The 24,479-nt window shown below is 53.4% G+C and carries 23 protein-coding genes; 6 read left to right on the top strand and 17 right to left on the bottom strand.

Annotated features, from left to right (window positions below):
- Window positions 1-49: 49 nt before the first annotated feature.
- On the top strand, window positions 50-556 hold the full coding sequence (locus tag AC3ITF_RS12830) for a methyltransferase (protein WP_146716606.1): 507 nt from the start codon (window positions 50-52) through the stop codon (window positions 554-556).
- Between the two features lie 21 nt (window positions 557-577).
- On the opposite strand, the gene cobB is transcribed toward AC3ITF_RS12830, so the two are convergent.
- The 5 genes from cobB to lolC are packed head-to-tail and all read right to left on the bottom strand — an operon-like array spanning window position 578 to window position 5,482.
- Window positions 578-1,399 (bottom strand): Sir2 family NAD+-dependent deacetylase, encoded by an 822-nt coding sequence (gene cobB, locus AC3ITF_RS12835; protein ID WP_181219562.1) that lies wholly within the window; start codon window positions 1,397-1,399, stop codon window positions 578-580.
- Between the two features lie 15 nt (window positions 1,400-1,414).
- Window positions 1,415-2,326, bottom strand: coding sequence for an N-acetylglucosamine kinase (gene nagK, locus AC3ITF_RS12840; protein WP_096757410.1), 912 nt, complete (start codon window positions 2,324-2,326; stop codon window positions 1,415-1,417).
- An 18-nt stretch (window positions 2,327-2,344) separates the two neighbouring features.
- On the bottom strand, window positions 2,345-3,589 hold the full coding sequence (gene lolE, locus AC3ITF_RS12845; protein ID WP_096757411.1) for a lipoprotein-releasing ABC transporter permease subunit LolE: 1,245 nt from the start codon (window positions 3,587-3,589) through the stop codon (window positions 2,345-2,347).
- Window positions 3,589-4,290, bottom strand: a complete 702-nt coding sequence (gene lolD / locus AC3ITF_RS12850; RefSeq protein WP_489175717.1) for a lipoprotein-releasing ABC transporter ATP-binding protein LolD — start codon at window positions 4,288-4,290, stop codon at window positions 3,589-3,591. The genes lolE and lolD overlap by 1 nt, the downstream gene beginning before the upstream one ends.
- Window positions 4,283-5,482 carry a lipoprotein-releasing ABC transporter permease subunit LolC gene (gene lolC, locus AC3ITF_RS12855; RefSeq protein ID WP_117341987.1) on the bottom strand — a complete coding sequence of 400 codons (1,200 nt, stop codon included), beginning with the start codon at window positions 5,480-5,482 and terminating at the stop codon, window positions 4,283-4,285. Before lolC ends, lolD begins: the two co-directional genes overlap by 8 nt.
- Window positions 5,483-5,743: 261 nt before the next feature.
- Here lolC and AC3ITF_RS12860 point away from each other — a divergent pair, with 261 nt between their 5' ends.
- The 3 genes from AC3ITF_RS12860 to ldtC all read left to right on the top strand — a co-directional run bounded on the left by AC3ITF_RS12860 (window position 5,744) and on the right by ldtC (window position 11,490).
- Entirely contained in the window at window positions 5,744-6,808 is a 1,065-nt protein-coding gene (locus tag AC3ITF_RS12860; RefSeq protein ID WP_489175718.1) for an acyltransferase family protein, read from the top strand.
- Window positions 6,809-6,925: 117 nt separating this feature from the next.
- Complete coding sequence (gene mfd, locus AC3ITF_RS12865; protein ID WP_115258743.1) at window positions 6,926-10,372, top strand: transcription-repair coupling factor; 3,447 nt, start codon at window positions 6,926-6,928, stop codon at window positions 10,370-10,372.
- Window positions 10,373-10,524: 152 nt separating this feature from the next.
- A complete protein-coding gene (ldtC, locus tag AC3ITF_RS12870) occupies window positions 10,525-11,490 on the top strand; it encodes a L,D-transpeptidase LdtC (protein ID WP_489175719.1) in 966 nt (321 codons plus the stop codon).
- A gap of 87 nt (window positions 11,491-11,577) precedes the next feature.
- Here ldtC and bhsA read toward each other — a convergent pair whose 3' ends face one another.
- Window positions 11,578-11,835 carry a multiple stress resistance protein BhsA gene (bhsA, locus tag AC3ITF_RS12875; protein WP_096759426.1) on the bottom strand — a complete coding sequence of 86 codons (258 nt, stop codon included), beginning with the start codon at window positions 11,833-11,835 and terminating at the stop codon, window positions 11,578-11,580.
- Window positions 11,836-12,076: 241 nt separating this feature from the next.
- Here bhsA and comR point away from each other — a divergent pair, with 241 nt between their 5' ends.
- Entirely contained in the window at window positions 12,077-12,730 is a 654-nt protein-coding gene (comR, locus tag AC3ITF_RS12880; protein WP_137363086.1) for a TetR family copper-responsive transcriptional repressor ComR, read from the top strand.
- Window positions 12,731-12,811: 81 nt separating this feature from the next.
- Here the strand turns inward: comR and AC3ITF_RS12885 are convergent, their stop codons facing one another.
- The 8 genes from AC3ITF_RS12885 to hinT form a co-directional block, all read right to left on the bottom strand.
- Window positions 12,812-13,351, bottom strand: a complete 540-nt coding sequence (locus tag AC3ITF_RS12885; RefSeq protein WP_096757417.1) for a glycine zipper 2TM domain-containing protein — start codon at window positions 13,349-13,351, stop codon at window positions 12,812-12,814.
- Between the two features lie 168 nt (window positions 13,352-13,519).
- A complete protein-coding gene (gene ndh / locus AC3ITF_RS12890; RefSeq protein ID WP_117341953.1) occupies window positions 13,520-14,824 on the bottom strand; it encodes an NADH-quinone dehydrogenase in 1,305 nt (434 codons plus the stop codon).
- A 238-nt stretch (window positions 14,825-15,062) separates the two neighbouring features.
- Window positions 15,063-15,605, bottom strand: coding sequence for an alpha/beta hydrolase YcfP (gene ycfP, locus AC3ITF_RS12895; RefSeq protein ID WP_115258746.1), 543 nt, complete (start codon window positions 15,603-15,605; stop codon window positions 15,063-15,065).
- A gap of 20 nt (window positions 15,606-15,625) precedes the next feature.
- A complete protein-coding gene (gene nagZ, locus AC3ITF_RS12900) occupies window positions 15,626-16,651 on the bottom strand; it encodes a beta-N-acetylhexosaminidase (protein ID WP_096757420.1) in 1,026 nt (341 codons plus the stop codon).
- 10 nt (window positions 16,652-16,661) lie between these two features.
- Window positions 16,662-17,486 (bottom strand): thiamine kinase, encoded by an 825-nt coding sequence (gene thiK, locus AC3ITF_RS12905; RefSeq protein ID WP_489175720.1) that lies wholly within the window; start codon window positions 17,484-17,486, stop codon window positions 16,662-16,664.
- Window positions 17,467-18,108, bottom strand: a complete 642-nt coding sequence (lpoB, locus tag AC3ITF_RS12910) for a penicillin-binding protein activator LpoB (protein ID WP_096757422.1) — start codon at window positions 18,106-18,108, stop codon at window positions 17,467-17,469. Before lpoB ends, thiK begins: the two co-directional genes overlap by 20 nt.
- A gap of 13 nt (window positions 18,109-18,121) precedes the next feature.
- Window positions 18,122-18,496: a YcfL family putative periplasmic lipoprotein gene (locus tag AC3ITF_RS12915; protein ID WP_096757423.1), complete on the bottom strand. Its 375-nt coding sequence runs from the start codon at window positions 18,494-18,496 to the stop codon at window positions 18,122-18,124.
- A gap of 2 nt (window positions 18,497-18,498) precedes the next feature.
- Window positions 18,499-18,858: a purine nucleoside phosphoramidase gene (gene hinT / locus AC3ITF_RS12920; RefSeq protein WP_096759427.1), complete on the bottom strand. Its 360-nt coding sequence runs from the start codon at window positions 18,856-18,858 to the stop codon at window positions 18,499-18,501.
- 350 nt (window positions 18,859-19,208) lie between these two features.
- On the opposite strand from hinT, the gene fhuE reads away from it, so the two are divergent.
- Entirely contained in the window at window positions 19,209-21,398 is a 2,190-nt protein-coding gene (gene fhuE / locus AC3ITF_RS12925; protein WP_135912196.1) for a ferric-rhodotorulic acid/ferric-coprogen receptor FhuE, read from the top strand.
- A 69-nt stretch (window positions 21,399-21,467) separates the two neighbouring features.
- Here fhuE and paaY read toward each other — a convergent pair whose 3' ends face one another.
- The 3 genes from paaY to paaK all read right to left on the bottom strand — a co-directional run bounded on the left by paaY (window position 21,468) and on the right by paaK (window position 24,470).
- Window positions 21,468-22,064, bottom strand: a complete 597-nt coding sequence (gene paaY, locus AC3ITF_RS12930) for a phenylacetic acid degradation protein PaaY (protein WP_137399362.1) — start codon at window positions 22,062-22,064, stop codon at window positions 21,468-21,470.
- An 11-nt stretch (window positions 22,065-22,075) separates the two neighbouring features.
- Complete coding sequence (gene paaX / locus AC3ITF_RS12935) at window positions 22,076-23,002, bottom strand: phenylacetic acid degradation operon negative regulatory protein PaaX (protein ID WP_181505925.1); 927 nt, start codon at window positions 23,000-23,002, stop codon at window positions 22,076-22,078.
- Window positions 23,003-23,159: 157 nt separating this feature from the next.
- Window positions 23,160-24,470, bottom strand: a complete 1,311-nt coding sequence (paaK, locus tag AC3ITF_RS12940) for a phenylacetate--CoA ligase PaaK (protein ID WP_135912197.1) — start codon at window positions 24,468-24,470, stop codon at window positions 23,160-23,162.
- Window positions 24,471-24,479 lie beyond the last annotated feature (9 nt).

A 24,479-nucleotide genomic window follows, 5' to 3' on the forward strand; every position in this document is an offset into this window, starting at 1 on the left:
CTGCCAACGGCTACGCTTACACTATCCCAACTCTGCTTTGAGGCTCCCAATGGCAACGCTATGGATGCTACTTGAGCTGGCTAACCTCATCATATTCACCCTTTTTATACTGCCCCGTCGGCAGCCAGCTGACGCTCGCCCGTTACTGCCGTTCATCGCAACGCAATTGCTACGGCTCACTTTTTTTATACCGATTCTGGCGTTTGGTTACAGCCTGTTTTTCGAGCACCTCATTAGCGCTGTGGATTGGGTATATCTGGTGATTGCCATGATCGGCAATGTGTTAGTCATCAAAGGGAAATGGGATCTGGGCGGGAGTCATACATGGACAGGCTACTATTTACCGAACGCAAAACGCGTCTCGCGCGGCATTTTCGCCTGGATTGCTCACCCAATGTACACCGGAATTATTTTAGTCATTATTTCATGCAGTATGGTCTACATCACCCGGCTGCCCATGTGGCTGAGCGGGTTGGCATTGACCTGCTGTTTTTACATTATTGGATTTTTGATTCTGGCGGCTCTGCGTGAGAACCGCCATCTGACACAAGCTTAAACAAGGAGGGATTTAAACCGATTACAGCCCTTTCAATAACTTCTCAACAAACTCAGGCACCACCTGGCTTGCCGGACCGTAATACTTTTCTTCGAACTCGCTGCCTACCTGGCTCGGCTCAAGGTTAAGTTCCACCGTATGCGCCCCGTGCAGGCGCGCTTCGTGTACAAATCCGGCCGCCGGATAAACATGCCCGGACGTACCGATCGCGATGAACACATCCGCCATCGCCAGCGCCATATAGATTTCATCCATCCCCAAGGGCATTTCGCCAAACCACACGACGTGCGGGCGCAACGGTGCCGGAAACTGGCAGCAATGGCACTTATCTTCCGGGGTCACATCTCCTGTCCAGTCCAGGATCTGTCCGCTTTGCGAACAGCGCACTTTGAGCAGTTCACCGTGCATATGGATGACGTTCTGGTTACCGGCGCGCTCATGCAGGTTATCGATATTCTGCGTCACCAGTAAAAAACGGTCGCCCAGCTCCGCTTCTAGTTTTGCCAGCGCAATGTGCGCCGCGTTGGGTTGGATTTCAGGCTGTTGTAGCTGAAGACGACGTGCGTTATAAAACGACTGCACAAGTCCGGGGTTACGCGAAAATCCTTCCGGAGTCGCCACGTCTTCCACCCGATGTTCTTCCCAGAGACCATCCGCAGCGCGGAAGGTACGAATACCTGATTCGGCGGAGATCCCCGCCCCCGTCAGGACTAATACTCTTGGTTTTTCCATCAATTCAGGCACCACTCTGTCTCTGAAAAAGATCCGTTGACGCAGGCGATCGCGCATATGGCGTTTATTTTTACGAAAACGGCTTAACCGATGACCCCGACGCGACAGCATAACAACCTCTTTGTATTAATCGGTAAGATGTAGGAAAGCAGCTCCACGCATTCCACCCGCATCACCATGGCGTGCCCGTTCAATACGCGGCACGCGGGCAACCGGCAATAAATGGCGTGGCAAACGGTCTGCCAGTTGCGCCGTTATCGCGGTAAAATTCGACAAACCACCGCCAATGACCACTAAATCCGGATCAACGATAGTCAGAATATTCCCCAGACACACCGCCAGCAAATCAAGATAGCGTTCGACGTGGGCAAGCGCCTGTTCATCACCCTGCTCCCAGAGCGCGATAATTTCACGGGCGTCCAGCGGTTGATGGGTGTAATGCTGATACAGCCAGGCAAATCCGCCACCGGAAAGGTAGCTCTCGATGCAGCCTAACTGACCGCATCCACAGCGACGCAGCGGGAAGTCAAATCCCATTAGCGTTAACGCATCTACCGGCAGGCGTATGTGACCAAACTCACCGGTAATATAGCTGCGTCCGGTGATGGATTTACCGTTCAGCACCAGGCCGCCTCCAACCCCCGTGCCGAGGATTAACCCCATCACTAACGGGTACTGGGTGAATTCATCATCCCAGGCTTCGGAGAGGGCAAAACAGTTAGCATCGTTGTCCAGACGCACATCGCGGTCCAGTCGCGCGCTGAGGTCGGTACGCAGAGGTTTTCCACTGGCAGCAGGAACGTTAGCGGCATACAACGTACCGTCTTCGGTTTCTGGCATACCGGGAATACCAATTCCCACTGAACCTTTAACGCCAAATCGCTGGTCGGCCTCCGTCACCAGGTCGCACACCGCATCGAGGAAAGCATCATAGCTATCGCGCGGCGTAGGAACACGTTTTTCCCATTGCAAACGGCGTTGATTATCGAAGACGCCTAACGCAATTTTTGTCCCGCCAATATCAAACCCGTAGTACATCACCGCTCCTTTTTATTGCTACTGGCCGCTTAGCACTCTCGCAGGATCAATATTACTGGCGCGACGCGCCGGATACCAACTCGCCAACAGACTCAGCAATAATGCTGTAACCAGCACGTAAATAACGTCCAGCCAGTGTAATTCCGATGGCAAGAAGTCAATAAAATAGATATCACCGGACAGGAACTGATGGCCAATAAGCGCCTCAATACCGTTAATAATCGGCGTCAGTTGCAGCGAAACGACGATGCCAATCACGACGCCGATCAGGCTACCAAACAGTCCTGCCAGCAAGCCATACCAGACAAAAATGGCACGGATCAGCCCGTCTTTCGCGCCCAATGTTCTTAATACCGCAATATCGCCGCTCTTGTCTTTTACCGCCATCACTAACGTCGAAACAATATTAAAACAGGCGACACCAATCACCAGCACCATCGCCAGGTACATAATGGCGCGGATCATCTGAATATCACGATACATATAGCCGTAAGTACCAATCCAGCTTTTAATGTAAACGTAATTATTGGTCACTTCACCGGCATCTCTGACCAGCTTATTCGCATTGAAGACGTCGTTAACCTTCAGCGCAATACCCGACACGCTGGACCCCATATCCAGATACTGCTGCGCATCTTCCATTGGGATCATTGCAAAGCTGTGGTCAAGCTGGCCGCTCAACTGCAAAATACCGATGACGTGTAACCGTACGCGCTTGGGTTGCATCAGTTTGTGATCGGCACTGGCGTTAGGGATCATGATTGACACCCAGTCACCCTGCTTCACCTTCAGCGCATCAGCAATCCCTTTCCCTATGATTATCTGCTGCTCACCGGCTTTGAAATTATCCCAGGCATGGTTCTGTACAAACGTAGGCAGCGCACTCAAACGTTGTTCCTGTTTGGGATCGACACCTTTCACCTGCACCGCGCGTAAATTTGCGCCACTTTCCACCAGCCCGGTAAAGTTGATATAGGGCGCCGCAGCGGCAATGCCCGGCACTTTCTGTACTTTATCCAGCGCTTCCTGCCAGTTGTTCCAGGGCTGGTTAACCGCTTCAATCTCGCCGTGCGGGACAACGGCCAGAATGCGGTTGTTCAACTCGCGCTCAAATCCGTTCATCGCGCTCAAACCGACAATCAAGACCGCCACACCCAATGCGATACCGATGGTAGAAATCACAGAGATCAGCGAGACCATGCCCCCACGCCGCCGACCACGGCTAAAGCGTAAGCCAATCAATAACGATAAAGGCGCAGCCATTACTCAGCTCCCATCAGGCTCAGTTCGGCCGTCAGGCGACCATCGCGCATTTCAAGCTGGCGGCTCATGCGCTTCGCCAACTGCAGATCGTGGGTCACCACCAAAAATGCCGTCCCCTGAGAGCGATTCAGCTCACCCAGAAGCTCGAAAATACTGTCAGCGTTGCGCGCATCAAGGTTACCGGTGGGTTCATCCGCCAGCACCAGACGTGGGTTATTGACCAGCGCACGGGCAATCGCCACGCGCTGGCGCTCACCGCCCGACAGCTCAGACGGGCGATGGCTGGCACGATGATCCAACCCTACTGCTTTCAGCATATTGCGTGCACACTCGGTAATTTCAGCCGGTTTTTTCTTGCCTATAAGTAGCGGCATCGCCACGTTTTCCAGCGCGGTAAAGTCCGGCAGCAGATGGTGAAACTGGTAAATAAAGCCGAGCTTTTGATTACGCAGTTCCGCTTTTGCCGTCGAAGAGAGTTTACTCATCGGCTGTCCGCTAAAAATAACGTCGCCCGACGTTGGCGTATCCAGTCCGCCCAGCAGATGCAGCAACGTACTCTTACCGGATCCAGAGCTGCCGACAATCGCCACCGTTTCACCCTCGCCAACGCTAAAGCTGACATCGTGCAGCACATCAGTTTGCACGGTGCCTTCCTGATAGCGTTTGCACAGGTTGTCGCATTGCAACAGGATCTTATTCATAACGTAAAGCCTCAGCGGGTTGAGTGGCGGCGGCGCGCCAGGAAGGATAAAGCGTAGACAGCAGCGCAATGGCCATGGCCACCAGCGCAATGACGACAACCTGTAACGGCTCAATGGCAACCGGCAGCGCAGCGCCATCCAGTAATGCCCCAATGATCGGCATCAGGTTGTTCAGTTGGCTGGCAAGTAATGCCCCCAACGCGGCACCCAGTAGCGCGCCAATAATCCCGGCGCTGGCCCCCTGCACCATAAACACCATCATGATTTGCCGCGGCGTAAGTCCCTGGGTTTGTAAAATCGCCACTTCGCCTTGCTTCTCCATGACCATCAGGCCCAACGAGGTAATAATGTTAAACGCCGCGACCGCCACGATCAGGCTCAACAGCAGCCCCATCATGTTTTTTTCCATCCGCACAGCCTGGAATAATTCCCCTTTGCGCTCACGCCAGTCCTGCCATTTGGTGCCTTGCGGCAGCGTTTGCTGGCTCAACGTGTCGACCTTCAGCGGTTCATTCAGCCACAAACGCCAGCCGGTAATATTGCCCGCCGGGTAGCGCATCAGGCGTGACGCATCCTGAATATTGGTCAACATCTGGTAGCCATCGACTTCACTGTTGGCGGCAAAGGTGCCAATTACCGTAAACAAACGCTGGCTTGGCAGACGTCCCATCGGCGTGAACTGGCTGGCTGACGGCACCATAACGCGGATTTGATCGCCACGATTCACGCCCAACTGACCGGCAAGCTGCTCGCCAAGGATGACATTATACTTACCCGGCTCGAGATCGGTTTGCTTCACATTGACCAAATACGGCGTAAGCGGATCTTTTTGCGTCGGGTCGATGCCCAGCATCACGCCAACCGCTACGCTGCGCGCGCTTTGCAGAACCACATCACCGGTTGTCAGCGGGGCAATACGATTGACACCGCTCAGCTTCACCGCGTTTTCCGGCAGCTGTTGCGGGTTCAGAGAACCCTGCTCTGACGAGAGAATGGCCTGAGGCATCAGGCCAAGAATATTATTTTGCAGCTCACGCTCGAAACCGTTCATCACCGACAATACCGTGACCAGCGCCATTACCCCAAGAGTAATGCCAATGGTGGAAAGCCAGGAAACAAAACGACCGAAGCGATCTGCTGCACGCCCACGCATATAACGCAGGCCGATGAATAGAGCGACAGGTTGATACATGAAATCCGTCTGGTTGCTGTTAGCAAAGTCACGAGTATATAAGCGAAAGCGGAATGGGTAAATGACTGAACCGTAAGTGTTCGTCAGCATTATTCTGAAAAGCATAAACAAATCAATTCGCTAAAGTGAACCACCTGCTCATCAAGCCTAATACCTGATCTTTATCTGAAAAAACAAAAATGCAGACGGTTACGCATTACAGCGACGCCTGCCATCCGCAGGATAGCAGGTTATGTTTAACACTACGGATACGTCGACGTAATGATAAAAAAAGAGCTATGGATTAACCAAATCAAAGGGTTATGTATTTGCCTGGTGGTCATTTACCATTCCGTGATTACCTTTTACCCCCATCTCACCAGTTTTCAGCATCCGCTGTCAGAACTGCTGACCAAGTGCTGGATTTACCTCAATCTTTACCTGGCTCCGTTTCGCATGCCGGTGTTTTTCTTTATTTCGGGATATCTGATCCGTCGATACATCGATGGCGTGGGCTGGACGACCTGCGTAGATAAACGGATCTGGAATATTGCCTGGGTACTGCTGCTGTGGGGAATGGTGCAATGGCTGGCACTCACCATGCTCAATCACTGGCTGGCACCAGAGCGCGATCTGAGCCAGGCCGCCAACGCCGCGTATGCCGGTTCCGTCGGCGACTTTTCCTGGGGCATGCTGACCGCCAGCACCAGTTTATGGTATCTGTATGCGCTGATCGTCTACTTCATTCTGTGCAAACTTTTCAGCCGCTGGGCGCTGCCGCTGCTGGCTCTGTTCGTATTGCTCAGTGTGGCGGTCAATTTTTTTCCGACGCCGTGGTGGGGAATGAATAGCGTGATACGTAATCTGGCGTATTACAGTCTCGGGGCATGGTTTGGCTGCACGCTGATGGCAGGGATTAAAGAGGTTCCGCTGCGCCGCCACCCGATCCTGTTCTCGTTGACGATGATTCTGGCGGTCATCGCATGGCTGGCCAACGTTTCGCTGCTGCTTTCATTGGTTTCCATTGTGCTGATCATGAAGCTGTTTTATCAGTTCGAGCAACGCTTCGGTATGCGTGCGACCAGCCCATTAAGCGTGATCGGCTCTAACACAATCGCCATCTACACAACCCACCGAATTTTGGTCGAACTGTTCAGCTTAACGCTGATTCCCGTCATCAATCATGCTAAATGGTCTGCGCATGCAGAACTGGCCCTGCTGCTGATTTATCCGTTTGTCTGTTTGCTGCTGTGTACCTTGTTTGGCCTGCTGGTACGCAAAATTTCACAAAAAACCGTTGCCGACCTGCTGTTTTCCCCACCCTCTTTACCGGCCGCCTCGCGCTAACCTTAACGCGCTTTTTGCCCCCATCAGGGGGCGAATCAATTTGCTTATGAGAAACGTTTGCGGATAATAAGAACATTGCTTATCAGACGTATATCTAAACGAGATCCTGACAACCTAATGCCTGAACAACATCGTTACACGCTCCCGGCGAAAGCTGGCGATCAGCGCCAGTTAGGTGAACTTACCGGTGCCGCCTGTGCCACGCTGGTGGCAGACATTGCCGAACACCACGCCGGCCCCGTGGTACTCATCGCACCTGACATGCAAAATGCCCTGCGCCTGCATGACGAAATTCGCCAGTTTACCGACCAGATGGTGATGAACCTCGCGGATTGGGAAACGCTCCCGTACGACAGTTTTTCACCGCATCAGGAAATCATCTCCTCGCGGCTCTCCACGCTATATCAACTGCCGTCCATGCAGCGCGGCGTGCTGATCGTACCGGTCAACACGCTGATGCAACGCGTGTGTCCGCACAGCTATCTGCACGGTCACGCGCTGGTGATGAAAAAAGGTCAGCGTTTATCGCGTGACGCGCTGCGTGAACAGCTGGAAAGTGCCGGTTATCGCCACGTTGATCAAGTCATGGAACACGGTGAATATGCCACGCGCGGTGCACTGTTGGATCTGTTCCCGATGGGCAGCGAGTTTCCCTATCGTCTTGATTTTTTTGATGATGAAATTGACAGCTTGCGTCTGTTTGATACCGATACCCAGCGCACGCTGGAAGAAGTCGACGCCATTAATCTGCTGCCCGCGCACGAATTCCCCACCGATAAAACGGCTATCGAACTGTTTCGCAGCCAGTGGCGCGACACCTTTGAGGTGAAACGCGACGCGGAACATATTTATCAGCAGGTCAGTAAAGGTACGCTTCCTGCCGGGATCGAATACTGGCAGCCGCTGTTTTTCAGCGAGCCGTTGCCGCCGCTATTCAGCTACTTCCCGGCCAATACGCTGCTGGTGAATACCGGCGATCTAGAAACCAGCGCCGAGCGCTTTCAGGCCGACACGCTGTCACGCTTTGAGAATCGGGGCGTTGACCCGATGCGTCCACTTCTGCCGCCGGAATCACTGTGGCTGCGGGTGGATGAGCTGTTCTCTGAACTTAAACGCTGGCCCCGCGTTCAGCTGAAAACCGAGAGCCTGCCGAAAAAAGCGGCGAATACCAACCTCGGGTTCCAGAAGCTGCCAGACCTGGCCGTCCAGGCGCAGCAAAAAGCGCCGTTGGACGCATTACGTAAGTTCCTTGAAGCCTTTACCGGTCCGGTGATTTTCTCGGTAGAAAGTGAAGGCCGTCGCGAAGCTCTCGGTGAACTGCTCGCCCGTATCAAGATTGCGCCGAAGCGCATTTTGCGCCTCGATGAAGCGGTCGATGCCGGTCGTTATCTGATGATTGGCTCGGCGGAACACGGGTTTATTGATAGCAAACGTAATCTGGCGCTGATCTGCGAAAGCGATCTCCTCGGCGAGCGCGTGGCGCGCCGTCGTCAGGATTCGCGTCGCACCATCAACCCCGATACCTTAATCCGCAACCTGGCGGAGTTGCACCCCGGTCAGCCGGTGGTGCATCTGGAGCACGGCGTGGGGCGCTACGCCGGCATGACCACGCTGGAAGCAGGCGGTATCACCGCTGAATACCTGATGCTCACCTACGCCAACGACGCCAAACTGTATGTACCCGTGTCGTCATTACATTTAATCAGCCGTTACGCCGGTGGTGCAGAAGAAAATGCGCCGCTGCATAAACTCGGCGGTGACGCCTGGTCACGTGCGCGGCAAAAAGCCGCCGAGAAAGTGCGCGATGTGGCAGCAGAACTGTTGGACATCTACGCCCAGCGTGCGGCGAAAGAAGGCTTTGCCTTTAAGCATGACCGCGAACAGTATCAGCTGTTTTGCGACAGCTTCCCGTTTGAAACCACCCCCGATCAGGCGCAGGCCATTAACGCGGTACTCAGCGATATGTGTCAGCCGCTGGCGATGGATCGACTAGTCTGCGGCGACGTTGGCTTCGGTAAAACCGAAGTTGCGATGCGCGCCGCCTTCCTCGCCGTCGAGAACCACAAACAGGTCGCCGTACTGGTACCGACCACCCTGCTTGCTCAGCAGCACTTCGACAACTTCCGTGACCGCTTTGCCAACTGGCCGGTACGCATTGAGATGTTGTCGCGTTTTCGTAGCGCCAAAGAGCAAGCGCAGATCCTGGAGCAGGTCGCTGAAGGTAAAATCGATATTCTTATCGGTACCCACAAACTGCTACAAAGCGATGTGAAGCTAAAAGATTTAGGTCTGCTGATCGTCGATGAAGAGCACCGCTTCGGCGTGCGGCATAAAGAGCGAATCAAAGCGATGCGCGCTGACGTGGATATTCTGACGCTAACCGCAACGCCGATCCCTCGCACGCTGAATATGGCGATGAGCGGTATGCGCGATCTGTCGATCATTGCCACGCCGCCCGCCCGCCGTCTGGCGGTCAAAACCTTTGTACGCGAGTATGACAATCTGGTGGTACGCGAAGCCATTCTGCGTGAAGTGCTGCGTGGCGGTCAGGTCTATTATCTGTTCAACGACGTTGAGAACATCCAGAAAACTGCCGACAGGCTGGCAGAACTGGTGCCGGAAGCGCGTATTGCCATCGGGCATGGACAGATGCGCGAGCGCGAGCTGGAACGCGTGATGAACGATTTCCACCACCAGCGATTTAACGTGCTGGTGTGTACCACCATTATCGAAACCGGGATCGACATTCCGACTGCCAACACGATTATCATCGAACGTGCGGACCACTTCGGTCTGGCGCAGCTGCATCAGCTACGTGGTCGCGTGGGACGCTCGCATCACCAGGCCTACGCCTGGCTGCTGACACCGCACCCGAAAGCCATGACCACCGACGCACAAAAACGCCTCGAAGCCATTGCCTCACTGGAAGATTTGGGTGCAGGTTTTGCGTTGGCGACCCACGACCTCGAGATTCGCGGGGCAGGCGAACTGCTGGGTGAAGACCAGAGCGGCTCAATGGAAACCATCGGTTTCTCGCTGTATATGGAGCTGCTGGAGAACGCGGTGGATGCGCTCAAAGAAGGGCGTGAGCCGTCGCTGGAAGATCTCACCAGTCAACAAACCGAAGTGGAACTGCGCATGCCGTCGCTGTTGCCGGATGATTTCATTCCCGATGTGAACACGCGACTGTCATTCTATAAACGCATTGCCAGTGCAAAGGGTGAAAATGAACTGGAAGAGATCAAGGTCGAGCTAATCGACCGCTTTGGCCTGCTGCCCGATCCTGCCCGCACGCTGCTGGATATTGCCCGTCTGCGCCAGCAGGCGCAAAAGCTGGGTATCAGAAAGCTCGAGGGTAATGAAAAAGGCGGTACCATTGAATTTGCAGAGAAAAACCACGTCAACCCAGTGTGGCTGATCGGTTTGCTGCAAAAACAACCACAGCACTTCCGCCTGGACGGTCCCACGCGCCTGAAGTTTATTCAGGACCTTGCTGACCGTAAAACGCGTATGGAGTGGGTGCGTCAGTTTATGCGCCAACTGGAAGAAAACGCCGTAGCATAGCCATCAGGCCGGGTGCAGTTCACCGTACGCACCCGGCCAGTTGAATTTACAAACTCTTTGCACTTCCCTGCACTTCCCGACACAGCAAACCGCCATAATTCCTGTTTACTTTTACATGATAAAAACCACGTAAAAACAATGGACTTATGGCAATGTTAAACAATAAGCAATTCTCTCGCTGGCTGACGTATTTTACGCTTGCCGCGTCTCTTGCGCTGGCGCTTCCGGCCCAGGCGAACACCTGGCCGCTGCCTCCGCCAGGAAGCAGACTGGTGGGTGAAAATACCGTACACGTTGTCGAAGATAACGGCGGTTCACTGGAAGCCATTGCGAAAAAGTACAATGTGGGTTTTTTAGCGCTGCTACAGGCTAATCCTGGCGTCGACCCTTTCGTGCCAAGAGCCGGTAGCGTATTAACCATTCCGCTGCAAACCCTGCTACCGGATGCCCCGCGCGAAGGGATTGTGATTAATCTTGCCGAGTTGCGTCTGTACTATTATCACCCAGGTAAAAATTCGGTGACCGTGTATCCGATTGGTATTGGTCAACTGGGCGGAGATACCCTGACCCCCACCATGGTAACCAGTATCTCTGATAAACGAGCCAACCCGACCTGGACCCCAACGGCCAATATCCGCGCCCGTTACAAAGCCAATGGTATCGACCTGCCTGCCGTCGTCCCTGCGGGTCCGGATAACCCGATGGGTCATCATGCCATCCGCCTGGCGGCTTACGGTGGAGTCTATTTACTTCACGGTACCAACGCTGATTTTGGTATCGGTATGCGCGTCAGCTCTGGCTGTATTCGCCTGCGCGACGGTGATATTGAAACCTTATTCCGTCAGGTTACGCCAGGTACCAAGGTCAATATTATCAACACGCCAATCAAAGCCTCTGTTGAACCCAACGGCGTGCGCCTCGTAGAAGTGCATCAGCCGCTGTCGGAAAATATTGATGACGATCCGCAGGTGCTGCCGATCGTACTGAACGCGTCGATGAAGACGTTTAAGAATGCAGCACAAACGGATGCCTCCGTCATGGAACACGCTATGGAACTGCGTTCCGGGATGCCGGTAGACGTAACGCGTCATCACGACGTCAGTCAGCAGTCACTGTAAACGGTTGCCCATAAAAAACCCCCGCTGGATGTTATTCCGCGGGGGTTTTTTTAGTTAACTCGCAGTGGCATTGCGATGGGTTAAAACTTATTTGTAGATTACCGCTGTACCATGAAGAGTGTTAGGACCGGTCACAGAGGTAATACGGAACGATTTCGCCCCCATTTCATCTGCTTTCTGCGCCAGTTGATCTTCCAGAGAACCTAAGTTAGTCCCCGCATTCGCAGAGATAATCCCTACCTTCTGTTGGCCTTCAGGCGTGGCCTGAACTTCTACAGCGGCAAAGCTGGCAAATGAAAGTGAGCTCAGAACCGTAGCAAGTAGCAGCGTTTTTACGTTTTTCATAATAGTGACCTTATGCAGATGAATGTCTGTCGAAAAGATTAACTTAACGATCGATAGGGAAATCATAGATGTGATCCAGGTCACACGTCAATGTTTTTTATAACGATCGTTATATAAAATACAAAGGTCTTATTTTTCATATCAATAGAAACAAATTATTTTTATCGTGAATACACTGGAGAGTGTGGGCAAATATTTTTATAATGATTGTTCAATAAACCCAACCAGGTACGACGGCACCATGACAACTGAAACGACAGGTTGTGCAAAAAAAAGCCGTGGCCGACCAAAAGTGTTCGACAGGGAAGCCGCGCTTGATAAGGCCATGACACTCTTCTGGCAGCACGGATATGAAGCGACCTCGCTCGCCGATCTCGTGGAAGCAACCGGTGCCAAAGCGCCCACGCTGTATGCGGAATTCACCAATAAGGAAGGGTTATTTCGTGCCGTGTTGGACCGCTACATCACCTGCTTCGCTGCAAAGCACGAAGCCCAACTCTTTTGCGAAGAAAAAAGCCTCACCTGTGCGCTGGAAGACTATTTCACGGCAATCGCCACCTGCTTCACTAGCAAAGACACCCCGGCAGGATGTTTTATGATTAATACCTCCGCAACGCTTGCCGCCTCTTCTCGCGATATTGCGCACACGGTGAAATCCCGCCATGCCATGCAGGAGCAAACGCTGACCCAGTTTCTTCGCCAGCGCCAGCAACATGGCGAAATTCCGGCACACTGCGATCCGCAGAAACTGGCCGAATTTCTGAACTGTATTTTACAAGGCATGTCGATCAGCGCCCGCGAAGGGGCAACTTTTGAGAAATTGATGCAGATAACCCGGACCACGCTGCGTCTGTGGCCTGAACTGCTGAAAGAAGAAACCGCGCCTCTGGCCTGAACTCCGCATTAACCTTCTGATAAAAAAAGCCCCCCAGCCTGAGCGAATGGGGGGCTAATTAATGTACAGAGCAAGACTATTTTACGCGTTGTTATTCAGCACCAACTGGCCGTTGTTATCCAGTGGGATTTGCGAGCCAGGGTCTTTATCCATGCGGATTTTGCCCTGCTGATCGCCAATTTTGTAGGTCACGTCGTAACCCAGCATTTTTTCCGATTTGTCATACACTGTTTTACAGCGCTGCTGCGTACTGGTGTAAGTATCGTTTTCCTGCATCGAACCCTGGATCTGGTTCCCGGCATAACCGCCACCTAATGCCCCTGCAACGGTGGCAATATCTTTACCGCGTCCGCCGCCAAACTGATGACCGATAACCCCACCCGCAACAGCGCCCAGCACTGAACCCGCAATACGATTTTCATCCTGCACCGGTTTACGGTGGGTAACCGTCACGTTACGGCATTCCTGACGCGGCGTTTTTACCGTTTCTTTAATCGGGGTCGCAGAGACAACATGTGCATATTGTGGGCCACGCTCAAACACGTTAAGACTGGCCACTGCTGCCACACCCAGCGCAGCAGCTACGCCAATCCCTATACCCGCCAACATTGATTTATTCACGGGACTTCCTCCTTTTTTGCTATTAGCAACAACTTTGCAACAGGAGATGAAAAATGCCAATCAGATTACGGATGAAAATAGCGGAACAAGGAAGCAAAGCAGCAGGATTCAGAGAACTCTTAAGGAAGGGGCCGGATGAACAGCGTCATCCGGCATCACACATCGATATTAGTGCAGTTTCAGGCGCGGGCGAATTACACGGTTGATACTACCCACCAGCATCATCAGGCCGGTTTTGAAATAGCCGTGCAGCGCAATCTGGTGCATACGGTACAGCGAGATGTAGACAAAGCGCGCAATGCGCCCTTCCACCATCATCGAACCGCGCGTCAGGTTGCCCATCAGGCTACCAACGGTAGAGAAGTTAGACAGTGAAACCAGCGAGCCATGATCTTTATACTGATACGCCTTCAGCGGCTTGCCGTTCATCTGCGCCAGAATGTTGCTCATTGCGCACGATGCCATCTGGTGTGCAGCCTGGGCGCGCGGCGGGACAAAGCCCCCTTCCGGACGTGCGCAGGAGGCACAGTCACCAATCGCGTACACGTCAGGGTCGCGCGACGTCTGCAGAGTCGGTTCAACCACCAGCTGATTAATGCGGTTCGTTTCCAGACCGCCAATATCCTTCATAAAGTCTGGCGCTTTGATACCTGCCGCCCAGACCATCAGATCGGCTTCAATATACTCGCCGTCTTTGGTGTGCAGACCGCCTTCATCAGCGCTGGTCACCATCGTCTGCGTCAGCACACGCACGCCCAGCTTGGTCAGCTCATTATGAGCCGCGCTGGAAATACGTGGCGGCAACGCAGGCAGAATACGCTCACCGGCTTCCACCAGCGTCACGTTCAGCGCTTCGTTGGTTAACCCTTTGTAGCCGTAGCTGTGCAGCTGTTTCACCGCATTATGCAGTTCAGCCGACAGCTCAACGCCCGTCGCACCACCACCGACAATAGCGATATTCACTTTGCCGTTAGCGCCCAAATTCGCCGAATATTTCAGGAACAGGTTCAGCATTTCCTGATGGAAACGGCGAGCCTGATGCGGGTTATCAAGGAAGATGCAATGATCTTTGACGCCCGGCGTGTTGAAATCATTGGAGGTACTACCCAACGCCATTACCAGCGTGTCATACGCCACTTTGCGCTCAGGAACCAGCAGTTCACCTTTCTCATCGCGCAGCTCAGCGATAGTAATAGTCTTCGCTTCACGATCGATATCCATAACCGAACCCAGCTGGAATTCAAAGCCGTGGTTACGGGCATGCGCCAGATAGCTCAGTGCATCAACACCCTCATCCAGCGATCCGGTTGCCACTTCGTGCAGCAACGGTTTCCATAGATGGCTGTGATTTCTGTCTACCAGCGTGATTTTGGCCTTCTTCTTGCGCCCCAGCTTTTTACCGAGCTGCGTCGCCATTTCCAGTCCGCCAGCACCGCCGCCGACAATCACGATCCTTTTCAATGGTGTAGTCAACGTGACCCCCTTAAATTTTATTAACCAATTGTTAATTAAACGTTATAGGCATAGCCTTTAATTAACAACACGTTACGATAATGAAAATGTCCTTCGAGACTGAGAATAACACGAACGGTGCATTGGTCATACCAAATTTGATGTGCATCAAGTTTTGATGCTGAAAAGATAGACAACTGGAATTTTAAAGATAAAAAAACCAGCCCGCAGGCTGGCTTTGTTAAACGTGGGTGAGTGACTAACCTAACGTCTTAAAGGCTTTGATTCGCTGCAAATGTGGGGAGATATTTTTAAATTTATGGGTCTGATCTTCGTCCCATACAATTTCATAGTAGTGATGCAGCTCTTCGGAAGAACGCTGGCTGTTCAGCGCTTCATCATGCCGTGACAGAATGACCAGACACCGGTCGCGATTCTTCTCACGGAAATTGGTCACGCATTTTGTGGCGATGTCAGCGTACTCTTCCGGCCTGTCGATTTTTCCTTCCATGTTCTCATTCGGGAACAAGTTAGGGTTAAACACCACCTGGCGAATATCACACAGAAAACCAATCCTTTCTGCCCAGTAGCCGCCCAGACCCACACCGCAAATCAGCGGTCGGTCGTCGACATTAAGCTGCAACATTTTATCTACTTCTTTCAGCAGATGCTGCATATCATGTTTAGGATGCCGTGTACTGTAGCTAATCAGCCTGACATCCGGGTCAATAAACTGTAATTGCAACACTTTCTCGTGGTTGCCCGGACTGTTAGAGTCAAAACCGTGTAAATAGATAATCATCGCATCCTCGCAAACTTGCGTTAATGACCTGCTTTCTCTTCCTGCCAGCGTTCATGAAGCTGGTTGAGCTGGGCGCTGATTGTTTTCCAGCGATCCGAGTCCATCAGTTCCTGACGCGAAAATGAACCTTTATGATACAAACGTGTAACACGCTCTGCATTGATCGGCGACAGATTATCTAACACACTGACTGCCCCTTTACGATTATTGCAGACCAGGATCATATCGCAACCTGCATCCAGCGATGCCTGGCCTCGCTCTGCATAGCTCCCCATGATTGCCGCACCTTCCATCGACAGATCGTCAGAGAAAATCACACCGTCAAAACCAAGCTCCTGACGCAGGACCGTTTTTAGCCAGTGCGGTGAACCACTCGCCGGGCGGGAGTCTACTTCGCTATAAATCACGTGCGCAGGCATAATCGCGTCGAGTTTGTTTTCCGTAATAAGCGCCTGGAACACCGACATATCGTTAGCGCGAATTTCAGCTTCCGGTCGCGGATCGGTGGGCGTTTCTTTGTGTGAATCCGCCGTCACTGCCCCATGTCCAGGGAAATGTTTCCCGGTGGTTTTCATGCCTGCCGCGTGCATACCGTCGATAAAGCGCGTCGCCATCGCCAGCGCTTTTAGCGGATCGGCATGATACGAACGCTCGCCAATCGCGGCACTAATATGGCCGACATCCAAAACGGGGGCAAAACTGATATCAATGTCCATCGCAATCATCTCGCTGGCCATCAACCATCCGGCGTTTTCAGCCAGCTTTCCACCCTCTTCCAGACCGTGCAGTGCGGCAAAGGATTGTGCCGCTGGCAGGCGGGTAAAGCCTTCGCGAAAACGCTGCACGCGCCCGCCTTCTTGATCCACCGCCACCACCAGATGATTACGTGACGCCGCGCGGATCTGACGCACTAATTCACGTAACTGTTCCGGGTCGTGGTAATTGCGGGTAAAGAGGATTAAACCACCCACCAACGGGTGCGCCAAAATCTCACGCTCTTCCGCGTCCAGCTCATACCCTTCAACATCCAACATTACTGGACCCACACTGCTCTCCTTATCCTTTCATGGTTAGCTGCCGCCAGGTGTCATCGGCCAGCCTGATAAATTGTCGATCGCCAGTCTGTTGCCAGCGATACTCAAACCACCCCGCCTTCAGCATCAGTATCCAGGGTTGCCACTGTCTGATCTGCCGCCACAGAACGTTTGGGTCAATATGCGCATGGCGGGCATAGGCGTTGACCAACTCGCGATGTTGCGACTCGTCAGCGACCCACACTGCCGCCAGCTCGAGGGCGATATCGCCGTCCCCGGCATACTCCCAGTCAATCAACCGCAGACCTGACGCCGTATGCACAATGTTGTCGCCGTGGACATCCATATGCAAAGGCCCCAAACGCAAGGGATGAGGTTCCCGTCGTTTTCTCAGACGCTTTAGCACACGTAACCAGCGCGATGTGCGACGCGTCGGATCACAACACTGCCAGTACTGTTCCAGCAACGGCAGCAGACTCACTCGCCAGCCAAAATGGGGTTGTTGGTGAAGATGATACAGTAAGCGCGCGAGTTCGTCGGCTTCCGGTAATCTGGAATCGACCTTACCGTGAAAATAGTCGATGGCCATCCACCCGCGCGTATAAAAACGAGGTTCAGGAGCCAGGCTGTCCGACAGGCGTTTTAGCGCATGATAGTGGCGTAAAAAATGCGACTCTGGCGCGTCAGGATCGTGATGACGGCGCAGTACGAGGCGATGGGAATGATGTTCAATGACGCAGCTCCCGCCGCTCAAGCCAAGCTTACCAGCTGCGACGGGACGATACTGCGGGAAATAGCGCGACAACACCTCATCGCGCGTCAATGGCTTATTGTTGCTGAACGGCACCTTTACCTGACCAGATTATCTCACCCGTTTGTACCAGCATTAATTGCATTTGCAGTGATGGCGTATTGACGTTACCGGATGCGCTGGAATACAGCACATACTGGGCACCGACGTTACGGGCAATGCCAATCGCTTTGCTGCGCGTGCCTAAGCTGTCGTGCGGTGATAAACCGAGTTGCTGCTTCGCTATCGCCAGTTGCTGCGCCGAAACCAGGGTAAATTTCCCGTTATTCGCCAGGGCATTGCGCAGCGTCTCGGTGGCTTCCCCTGCATTAAGTGAACCGTTAGTGCGGTTGTTCACGCTGTCGACCAGCAGAACGCCCCCGGCTTTTACGCCATCCGCCTGCAGCATTTTGCCCACCATCGGCTGCATCGCCCCGTTCCAGTCATAATGACGTACTCGCGGAGCGGGCTGCGCCGTTTGATCCTCATGTTCAATCGGACCCGGCTGCTGCGGAATGGTCGGCACTGTAGGTACAACCGGCACAGGCTGTTGCGGCTGCGCGGGCTGTTCCGGTACCGGTTTTACTTCATCTACCGGTGCAGGCTCACGTTGCGCCACACAGCCAGAGAGAAATATCGCCAGCGCAGCAACCACGGCGTAGCGATTCAATTTGATCATCAAGATTCACCTCTTACAAATAAAGATAAAGTCTAACCTTGTGCGCCCCCAGAAAATTGGCGCTGCCATACAATGTCACCGACGAACGTGCCGGAATCGTAACGCTACGTGGTGCCTCCAGAGGGTGCATTTCCAGCCCTCTGGCGTCATACCAGTAAAACCGATAATGAACGGTGACGGGTTCTTGCCTTTCGTTATAGAGTCGTGAGGATGCCGAAGGCTGAATATCAGACGTGGTTAACGCAGGTTGTTCTGCTGTTATACCCGCGGCCAGTATTGTTGATTCCATCACCAGAGACTGTTCATCACTGACCGGAATTTCGGGGTGTGAACGACAGCCAGCCAGCAACAGTAAGCCCAGCGTCAGCGCGATGCATCCTCTGGTCATTATCATAGACCTTTATGTGCAAGCATTGGCCCCAACACACGGCCCCCTAGCAGATGCATGTGGATGTGATACACCTCTTGTCCACCGTGGCGATTGGTATTCATGATCAAACGGTAGCCATCTTCGGCAATACCTTCCTGCTCGGCGATTTTGGCCGCCACGGTGATCATTCGGCCCAACGCCTGCTCATGTTCTGCCGTTACATCGTTAACGGTTGGGATCAGAACGTTGGGAATGATCAGGATATGCGTGGGTGCCTGAGGTGAAATATCACGAAACGCGGTTACCAGTTCGTCCTGATACACGATGTCTGAGGGAATTTCACGACGAATAATTTTGCTGAATATAGTTTCTTCTGCCACGACGTTTTCCTTTTTCATTAACAGCCCATGCGTTGTGCCATGCTACGCCGAGCGACTCTGCGAGTATAGAGTATGAGCGAGTTACTCACGCTCTTTCAACTTTAACCCCCGATTTTTTAAGCAAAAAGCTCCCCCTCCGCTGTTCTTATAACCATTTACCGCCGCTATTGCTCAGACATAGTACTGAAACAATATTTCATTTATCTCTGTAGCATCTGTTTACACGTTGAATATGAATGCGTATATTTCGCATTTGCATTTACATACAAATTTAATAGTTAACAACAAAAGGGTTCATCACCCGCAACGGTGATTAGAACTTAATATTAATAATTATCAAGGACTTATTGATGTCTTTCACAACATACAACCGGGATTCTCAGCGTCAACCCGCACTCGCCCCTTCCTTGCTTACCGTCTGTATTGCCATGGCTTTTATTCCCGCTTCAGGCTTCGCCGCCAACGAAGATACGGTAATCGTTGATGGTTCAGCCACCGCAGGCTCGGCATCCGGCGAAGAACAGGATTACAGCGTGAAGTCGACGACAGCGGGCACCAAAATGCAGATGACCCAGCGCGATATACCTCAGTCGGTCACTATCGTTAGCCAGCAGCGCATGGAAGATCAGCAGTTACAGACTCTCGGTGATGTGATGGACAATACGCTCGGTATCAGTAAAAGCCAGGCTGACTCCGATCGTAACAGCTATTTTTCCCGCGGTTTTGAGATTGATAACTATATGGTCGACGGGATCCCGACCTATTTTGAATCCCGCTGGAACCTCGGCGATGCACTTTCCGACACCGCCTTGTTTGAACGCGTAGAAGTGGTGCGCGGAGCGAACGGTTTGATGACCGGAACGGGCAATCCTTCAGCCTCCATTAACATGATTCGTAAACACGCCACCAGCCGCGAGTTCACCGGTAATGTGTCGGCAGAATACGGCAGCTGGAATAAACAGCGCTATGTCACTGATTTACAGAGTCCGTTAACCGAAGATGGCAATGTGCGCGCTCGCATCGTCGCCGGATATCAGAATAACGACTCCTGGCTTGACCGCTACAACAGCGAAAAAATGTTCTTCTCCGGGATTGTCGATGCGGATCTGGGTGACACCACCAGCCTGTCTGCCGGTTATGAATACCAGCGTATTGACGTTAACAGCCCAACCTGGGGTGGCCTGCCGCGCTGGAATACCGACGGCAGCAAAAACAGCTATGACCGTTCGCGCAGCACGGCTCCGGACTGGGCCTACAATGACAAAGACATCAACAAAGTCTTTGTCACGCTGAAACAGCGTTTTGCCGATACCTGGCAGACAACCCTGAACGCTACCCACTCTGAGGTTAAGTTCGACAGCAAAACAATGTACATCGATGCCTATGTCGACAAAAACACCGGTATGCTGGTCGGCCCTTATGCTAATTATGGACCTGGCTTCGACAACGTCGGCGGTACGGGGTGGAACAGCGGCAAGCGTAAGATCGATGCGGTTGATCTGTTCGCCGACGGTGGCTACGACCTGTTTGGTCGTCAACATAACCTGATGCTCGGCGGCAGCTACAGCAAACAAAACAACCGTTATGTCAATGCCTGGGATAACGTGTATCCGAACGAAGTGGGGAATTTCAATAACTTCGACGGTAATATTCCTGAGACTAACTGGCGTCCACAATCGCTGGCCCAGGACGATACCACCCACATGAAATCGCTCTACGCGGCGACGCGTGTTTCGCTGGCCGACCCGCTGCACTTGATCCTCGGCGCGCGTTATACCAACTGGCGTATCGACACCCTGACCTACAGCATGGAAAAAAATCACACCACACCGTATGCCGGTCTGGTGTATGACATTGATGATAACTGGTCAACTTACGCCAGCTATACCTCTATCTTCCAGCCACAGAACAAACGTGACAGTTCGGGTAAATACCTCTCCCCGATCACCGGTAACAACTATGAGATGGGGTTAAAGTCGGACTGGATGAACAGTCGCCTGACCACCACCCTTGCGGTATTCCGTATCGAACAGGATAACCTGGCACAGTCTACCGGTACGCCAATTGCCGGCAGCAATGGCGAAACGGCCTATAAGTCGAGCAATGGTACAGTCAGCAAAGGGGTTGAATTCGAAGTGAACGGTGCAATCACCGATAACTGGCAGATGACGTTTGGCGCAACGCGCTACGTTGCTGAAGATAACGAAGGCAAGGCGGTGAACCCAAACCTGCCACGTACTACGGTGAAACTGTTCACCCGTTATCGTCTGCCAGCGATACCGGAGCTGACCGTCGGCGGTGGTGTTAACTGGCAGAATCGCGTTTACAGCGATACCGTGACGCCGTACGGGACGTTCCGTGCCGAACAGGGTAGCTACGCATTGGTAGATTTATTCACCCGTTACCAGGTGACAAAAAACTTCTCCCTGCAGGGCAACCTGAACAACCTGTTCGATAAGACTTACGACACCAACATTGACGGCTCTATCGTCTATGGTGAACCGCGTAACGTCAGCGTCACCGCCAGCTATCAGTTCTGATAAGAACATTGTGCCCGGCGTTGTCACCCCGATGACAACGCCGGTAACCCGACGCCCGCTTGCCCCGAGCTAACTCGCTGATTTCGGCTTCAGATCTTCATCAAACTCCAGCCGCTTACGGTCGGGCTCCGCTTCGGTCAGCGGTTGCACTTCAGAAAGCGTGTGCTGACAGCGTTCCACCAGTACCTGATATTCACGGGTGCCCTGCTTCTTCCACGTCAGTTCCTGCTCGGTTAGGGTGCGAATCGCTTTTGCCGGACTACCGACAATCAGATGGTTGGCGGGCATCTCAGCCCGGGCTTTTACAAACGCCGACGCACCGACAATACTGTTTTCACCAATGGTCGCCCCATCGATAATCACCGCGCTCATACCGACCAGCGCATTACGGCCAATTACGCAACCGTGCAGAATGGCACCGTGGCCGATATGCCCGTCTTCTTCCACCACAGTGTCCTGGCCCGGGAAACCGTGCATTACGCAGTTATCTTGAATATTCGCGCCATCTTTCACCACGATACGACCAAAATCGCCGCGCAGGCTAGCGTTAGGACCCACGTAAACCCCTTTGCCGAGGATCACATCGCCAATCAGTACGGCGGTTGGATGAACATAGCTTTCGTTAGGTACGACGGGGATCATACCGTCCATCTGGTAAATCGGCATGGCTTCTCCTGTTACGCCTCGGCTAATCCACCAAAGCGTTGATAATAGAGCGGCCCCGGCGCGGGCAGTTCGCCCACTGAACTTTCGCCTTTTTCACTGACAAAAGCCTGAGCACCGGGCGCGACGCGTTGATAGATATTGATACACAACTGGCGTGCGGTCTGACCCAGCCAGTGGGCGGGCAGCAGTTCCTCTGGTAACAGCGGATCTTTCAGTACCACCCGACGATAGAAATGGATCAGCAACAGACGGATCTGGAAGCAGCGTTCCGGCGTCAGCTCATCCGCCTCGGCGTCACGCAGCAGCGGCAACAGCGGGCGGAACAATGTGATAAACGCCTCGTACATGGCGTTCTGTTCGGTCAACTGCCAGCACTCTTCCACACGCTCACGCAGCGCAGCGCGAGAAATGGCCAGCGGTGAATGTGCTTCAAATACAATCACATTTTCCGCCACGCCCGCTTCGTGTAGTAGCGACTGCACATCCGCCAGCTTTTGCGACGGCGAGGCCAGCAGGCTTGGCGCAAGGACGCCGAACCCCTGCCAAATCAGCTGCTTTTTAACTTCATTAAGGGTATTTTTTTCTAGCCCTTCAGAAAGTAACAACAGCCAGGTGCCGTCCCATTCCGGGGCACTGGCGCGATAAATTTTGCTTTCGGCGCGTCGTGTCAGGCGCAGGCCTTTATCACTCAGGCGGTAGAAGCTGCGCCGGCCAATGCGCACCACGTCCAGCCACTCTTCTTTATTAAGGCGAAACAGCGCGGTGCGCACAAAGCGTTCACCAAAGCCGAGTCCTTCAAGCAATGCCGCCACGCTGCCGAGCCACACTTCGCCGCCACGCTGGGACAGGCAGTCACCGTATAACGAGGCGATAAGCGAGGTACCGCTAATGGGCATCGCGGTCACCGCCTGCTGAATAAAGCTGTCGAGTTTGTCCATATGATTCATTCTGTTGTTATTTATATCCTTTTTGAATCATAGCACAGGAATAATTCCGCGAAACGGCGGGAATTGGTAGGCCGGATAAGGCAACGCCGCCATCCGGCAATCTGTGCGCTTTCGCCTGATGGCGCTGCGCTTATCAGGCCTACGAGTCTTAACCGTTTGCTGCGACTTTACGCAAATCAAACACGCGGCACGCTTTGCCTTCGGAGCGTGGAATACTGCCGCAGTTCACAATACTCACGTCAGTAGAAATACCGACCATCGACTTAATGCGGTGACGCAGATGGTGGCAAATCTGACAGCGCTGCTCATGGTCCAGCGCCAGACCGCTCTCTTTTAGCTCCACGCGCACGGAAAGTGAATCAAGATGCCCGCGACGATCCACTTCCAGCTGATAATGCGGCGCCAGATGCTCAATCTTGAGGATCTCTTCTTCCAGCTGCGACGGGAAGACGTTAACGCCGCGAATAATCAGCATGTCATCGCTGCGCCCGCTGATGCGATCCATCCGGCGCATGGTGCGGGCGGTGCCCGGTAGCAGGCGCGTCAGGTCGCGGGTGCGGTAGCGGATCACCGGCAACGCTTCTTTGGTCAGGGTGGTGAACAGCAGTTCGCCATGCTCGCCGTCGGCCAGCGGCGTGCCGTCTTCCGGGTTAACCACTTCCGGGAAGAAATGATCTTCCCAGATAGTCGGGCCGTCGCCGGTTTCAATACATTCCATCGCCACGCCCGGCCCCATCACTTCAGACAAGCCGTAAATATCCAGTGCGGTAATGCCGAGGCGACGTTCAATTTCTGCGCGCATTCCCGCCGTCCACGGCTCGGCGCCAAACACGCCGGTTCGCAGCGAACAGCCGCGCGCGTCGCCGCCCATCTGGCGTTCGAGTTCTTCAATCAGATTCAGGCAGTAAGACGGCGTCACCATGATCATGTCAGGCTTGAAATCACGAATCAGCTGCGCCTGTTTCTCAGTTTGTCCGCCGGACATCGGGATCACTGTGGCCCCTAAACGTTCCGCGCCGTAATGTGCGCCCAGGCCGCCGGTAAACAGGCCATAGCCGTAGGCGACGTGGATTTTGTCTTTCGCCGTACCGCCCGCAGCACGCAGGGAGCGCGCCACGATATTGGCCCAGGTGTCGATGTCGTTTTGCGTATAGCCGACGACGGTCGGTTTGCCGGTGGTGCCAGACGACGCATGGATACGCACCACCTGCTCCATCGGCACCGCGAAGGTGTCGAACGGATAGTTATCACGCAGGTCCTGCTTGGTGGTGCAGGGAAACTTGCTTAGGTCACTCAGCTCACGGAAATCATCCGGATGAACGCCCGCCGCATCGAACTTACGGCGATACATCGGCACATTTTCATAGGCGTGTTTTAACGTCCACTTCAGACGTTCGGTTTGCAGAGCCTGTAATTCGTCACGCGATGCAGTTTCAATCGGATCTAATGTTGTTGTCATTTTGTAGGG

It is taken from the genome of Citrobacter sp. KH_055_1 (assembly GCF_057838705.1).

What these genes read in the sequence shown, in the direction of transcription:
- lolC (WP_117341987.1), bottom strand. Translation starts at nt 5,482, where the DNA reads ATGTATCAACCTGTCGCTCTATTCATCGGCCTGCGTTATATGCGTGGG.
- lolD (WP_489175717.1), bottom strand. Translation starts at nt 4,290, where the DNA reads ATGAATAAGATCCTGTTGCAATGCGACAACCTGTGCAAACGCTATCAG.
- AC3ITF_RS12860 (WP_489175718.1), top strand. Translation starts at nt 5,744, where the DNA reads ATGATAAAAAAAGAGCTATGGATTAACCAAATCAAAGGGTTATGTATT.
- AC3ITF_RS12830 (WP_146716606.1), top strand. Translation starts at nt 50, where the DNA reads ATGGCAACGCTATGGATGCTACTTGAGCTGGCTAACCTCATCATATTC.
- ldtC (WP_489175719.1), top strand. Translation starts at nt 10,525, where the DNA reads ATGTTAAACAATAAGCAATTCTCTCGCTGGCTGACGTATTTTACGCTT.
- ycfP (WP_115258746.1), bottom strand. Translation starts at nt 15,605, where the DNA reads ATGATTATCTATTTACACGGTTTTGACTCTAACAGTCCGGGCAACCAC.
- paaY (WP_137399362.1), bottom strand. Translation starts at nt 22,064, where the DNA reads ATGCCGATTTACCAGATGGACGGTATGATCCCCGTCGTACCTAACGAA.
- bhsA (WP_096759426.1), bottom strand. Translation starts at nt 11,835, where the DNA reads ATGAAAAACGTAAAAACGCTGCTACTTGCTACGGTTCTGAGCTCACTT.
- lolE (WP_096757411.1), bottom strand. Translation starts at nt 3,589, where the DNA reads ATGGCTGCGCCTTTATCGTTATTGATTGGCTTACGCTTTAGCCGTGGT.
- comR (WP_137363086.1), top strand. Translation starts at nt 12,077, where the DNA reads ATGACAACTGAAACGACAGGTTGTGCAAAAAAAAGCCGTGGCCGACCA.
- mfd (WP_115258743.1), top strand. Translation starts at nt 6,926, where the DNA reads ATGCCTGAACAACATCGTTACACGCTCCCGGCGAAAGCTGGCGATCAG.
- paaK (WP_135912197.1), bottom strand. Translation starts at nt 24,470, where the DNA reads ATGACAACAACATTAGATCCGATTGAAACTGCATCGCGTGACGAATTA.
- lpoB (WP_096757422.1), bottom strand. Translation starts at nt 18,108, where the DNA reads ATGATCAAATTGAATCGCTACGCCGTGGTTGCTGCGCTGGCGATATTT.
- fhuE (WP_135912196.1), top strand. Translation starts at nt 19,209, where the DNA reads ATGTCTTTCACAACATACAACCGGGATTCTCAGCGTCAACCCGCACTC.
- paaX (WP_181505925.1), bottom strand. Translation starts at nt 23,002, where the DNA reads ATGGACAAACTCGACAGCTTTATTCAGCAGGCGGTGACCGCGATGCCC.
- nagK (WP_096757410.1), bottom strand. Translation starts at nt 2,326, where the DNA reads ATGTACTACGGGTTTGATATTGGCGGGACAAAAATTGCGTTAGGCGTC.
- cobB (WP_181219562.1), bottom strand. Translation starts at nt 1,399, where the DNA reads ATGCTGTCGCGTCGGGGTCATCGGTTAAGCCGTTTTCGTAAAAATAAA.
- AC3ITF_RS12915 (WP_096757423.1), bottom strand. Translation starts at nt 18,496, where the DNA reads ATGACCAGAGGATGCATCGCGCTGACGCTGGGCTTACTGTTGCTGGCT.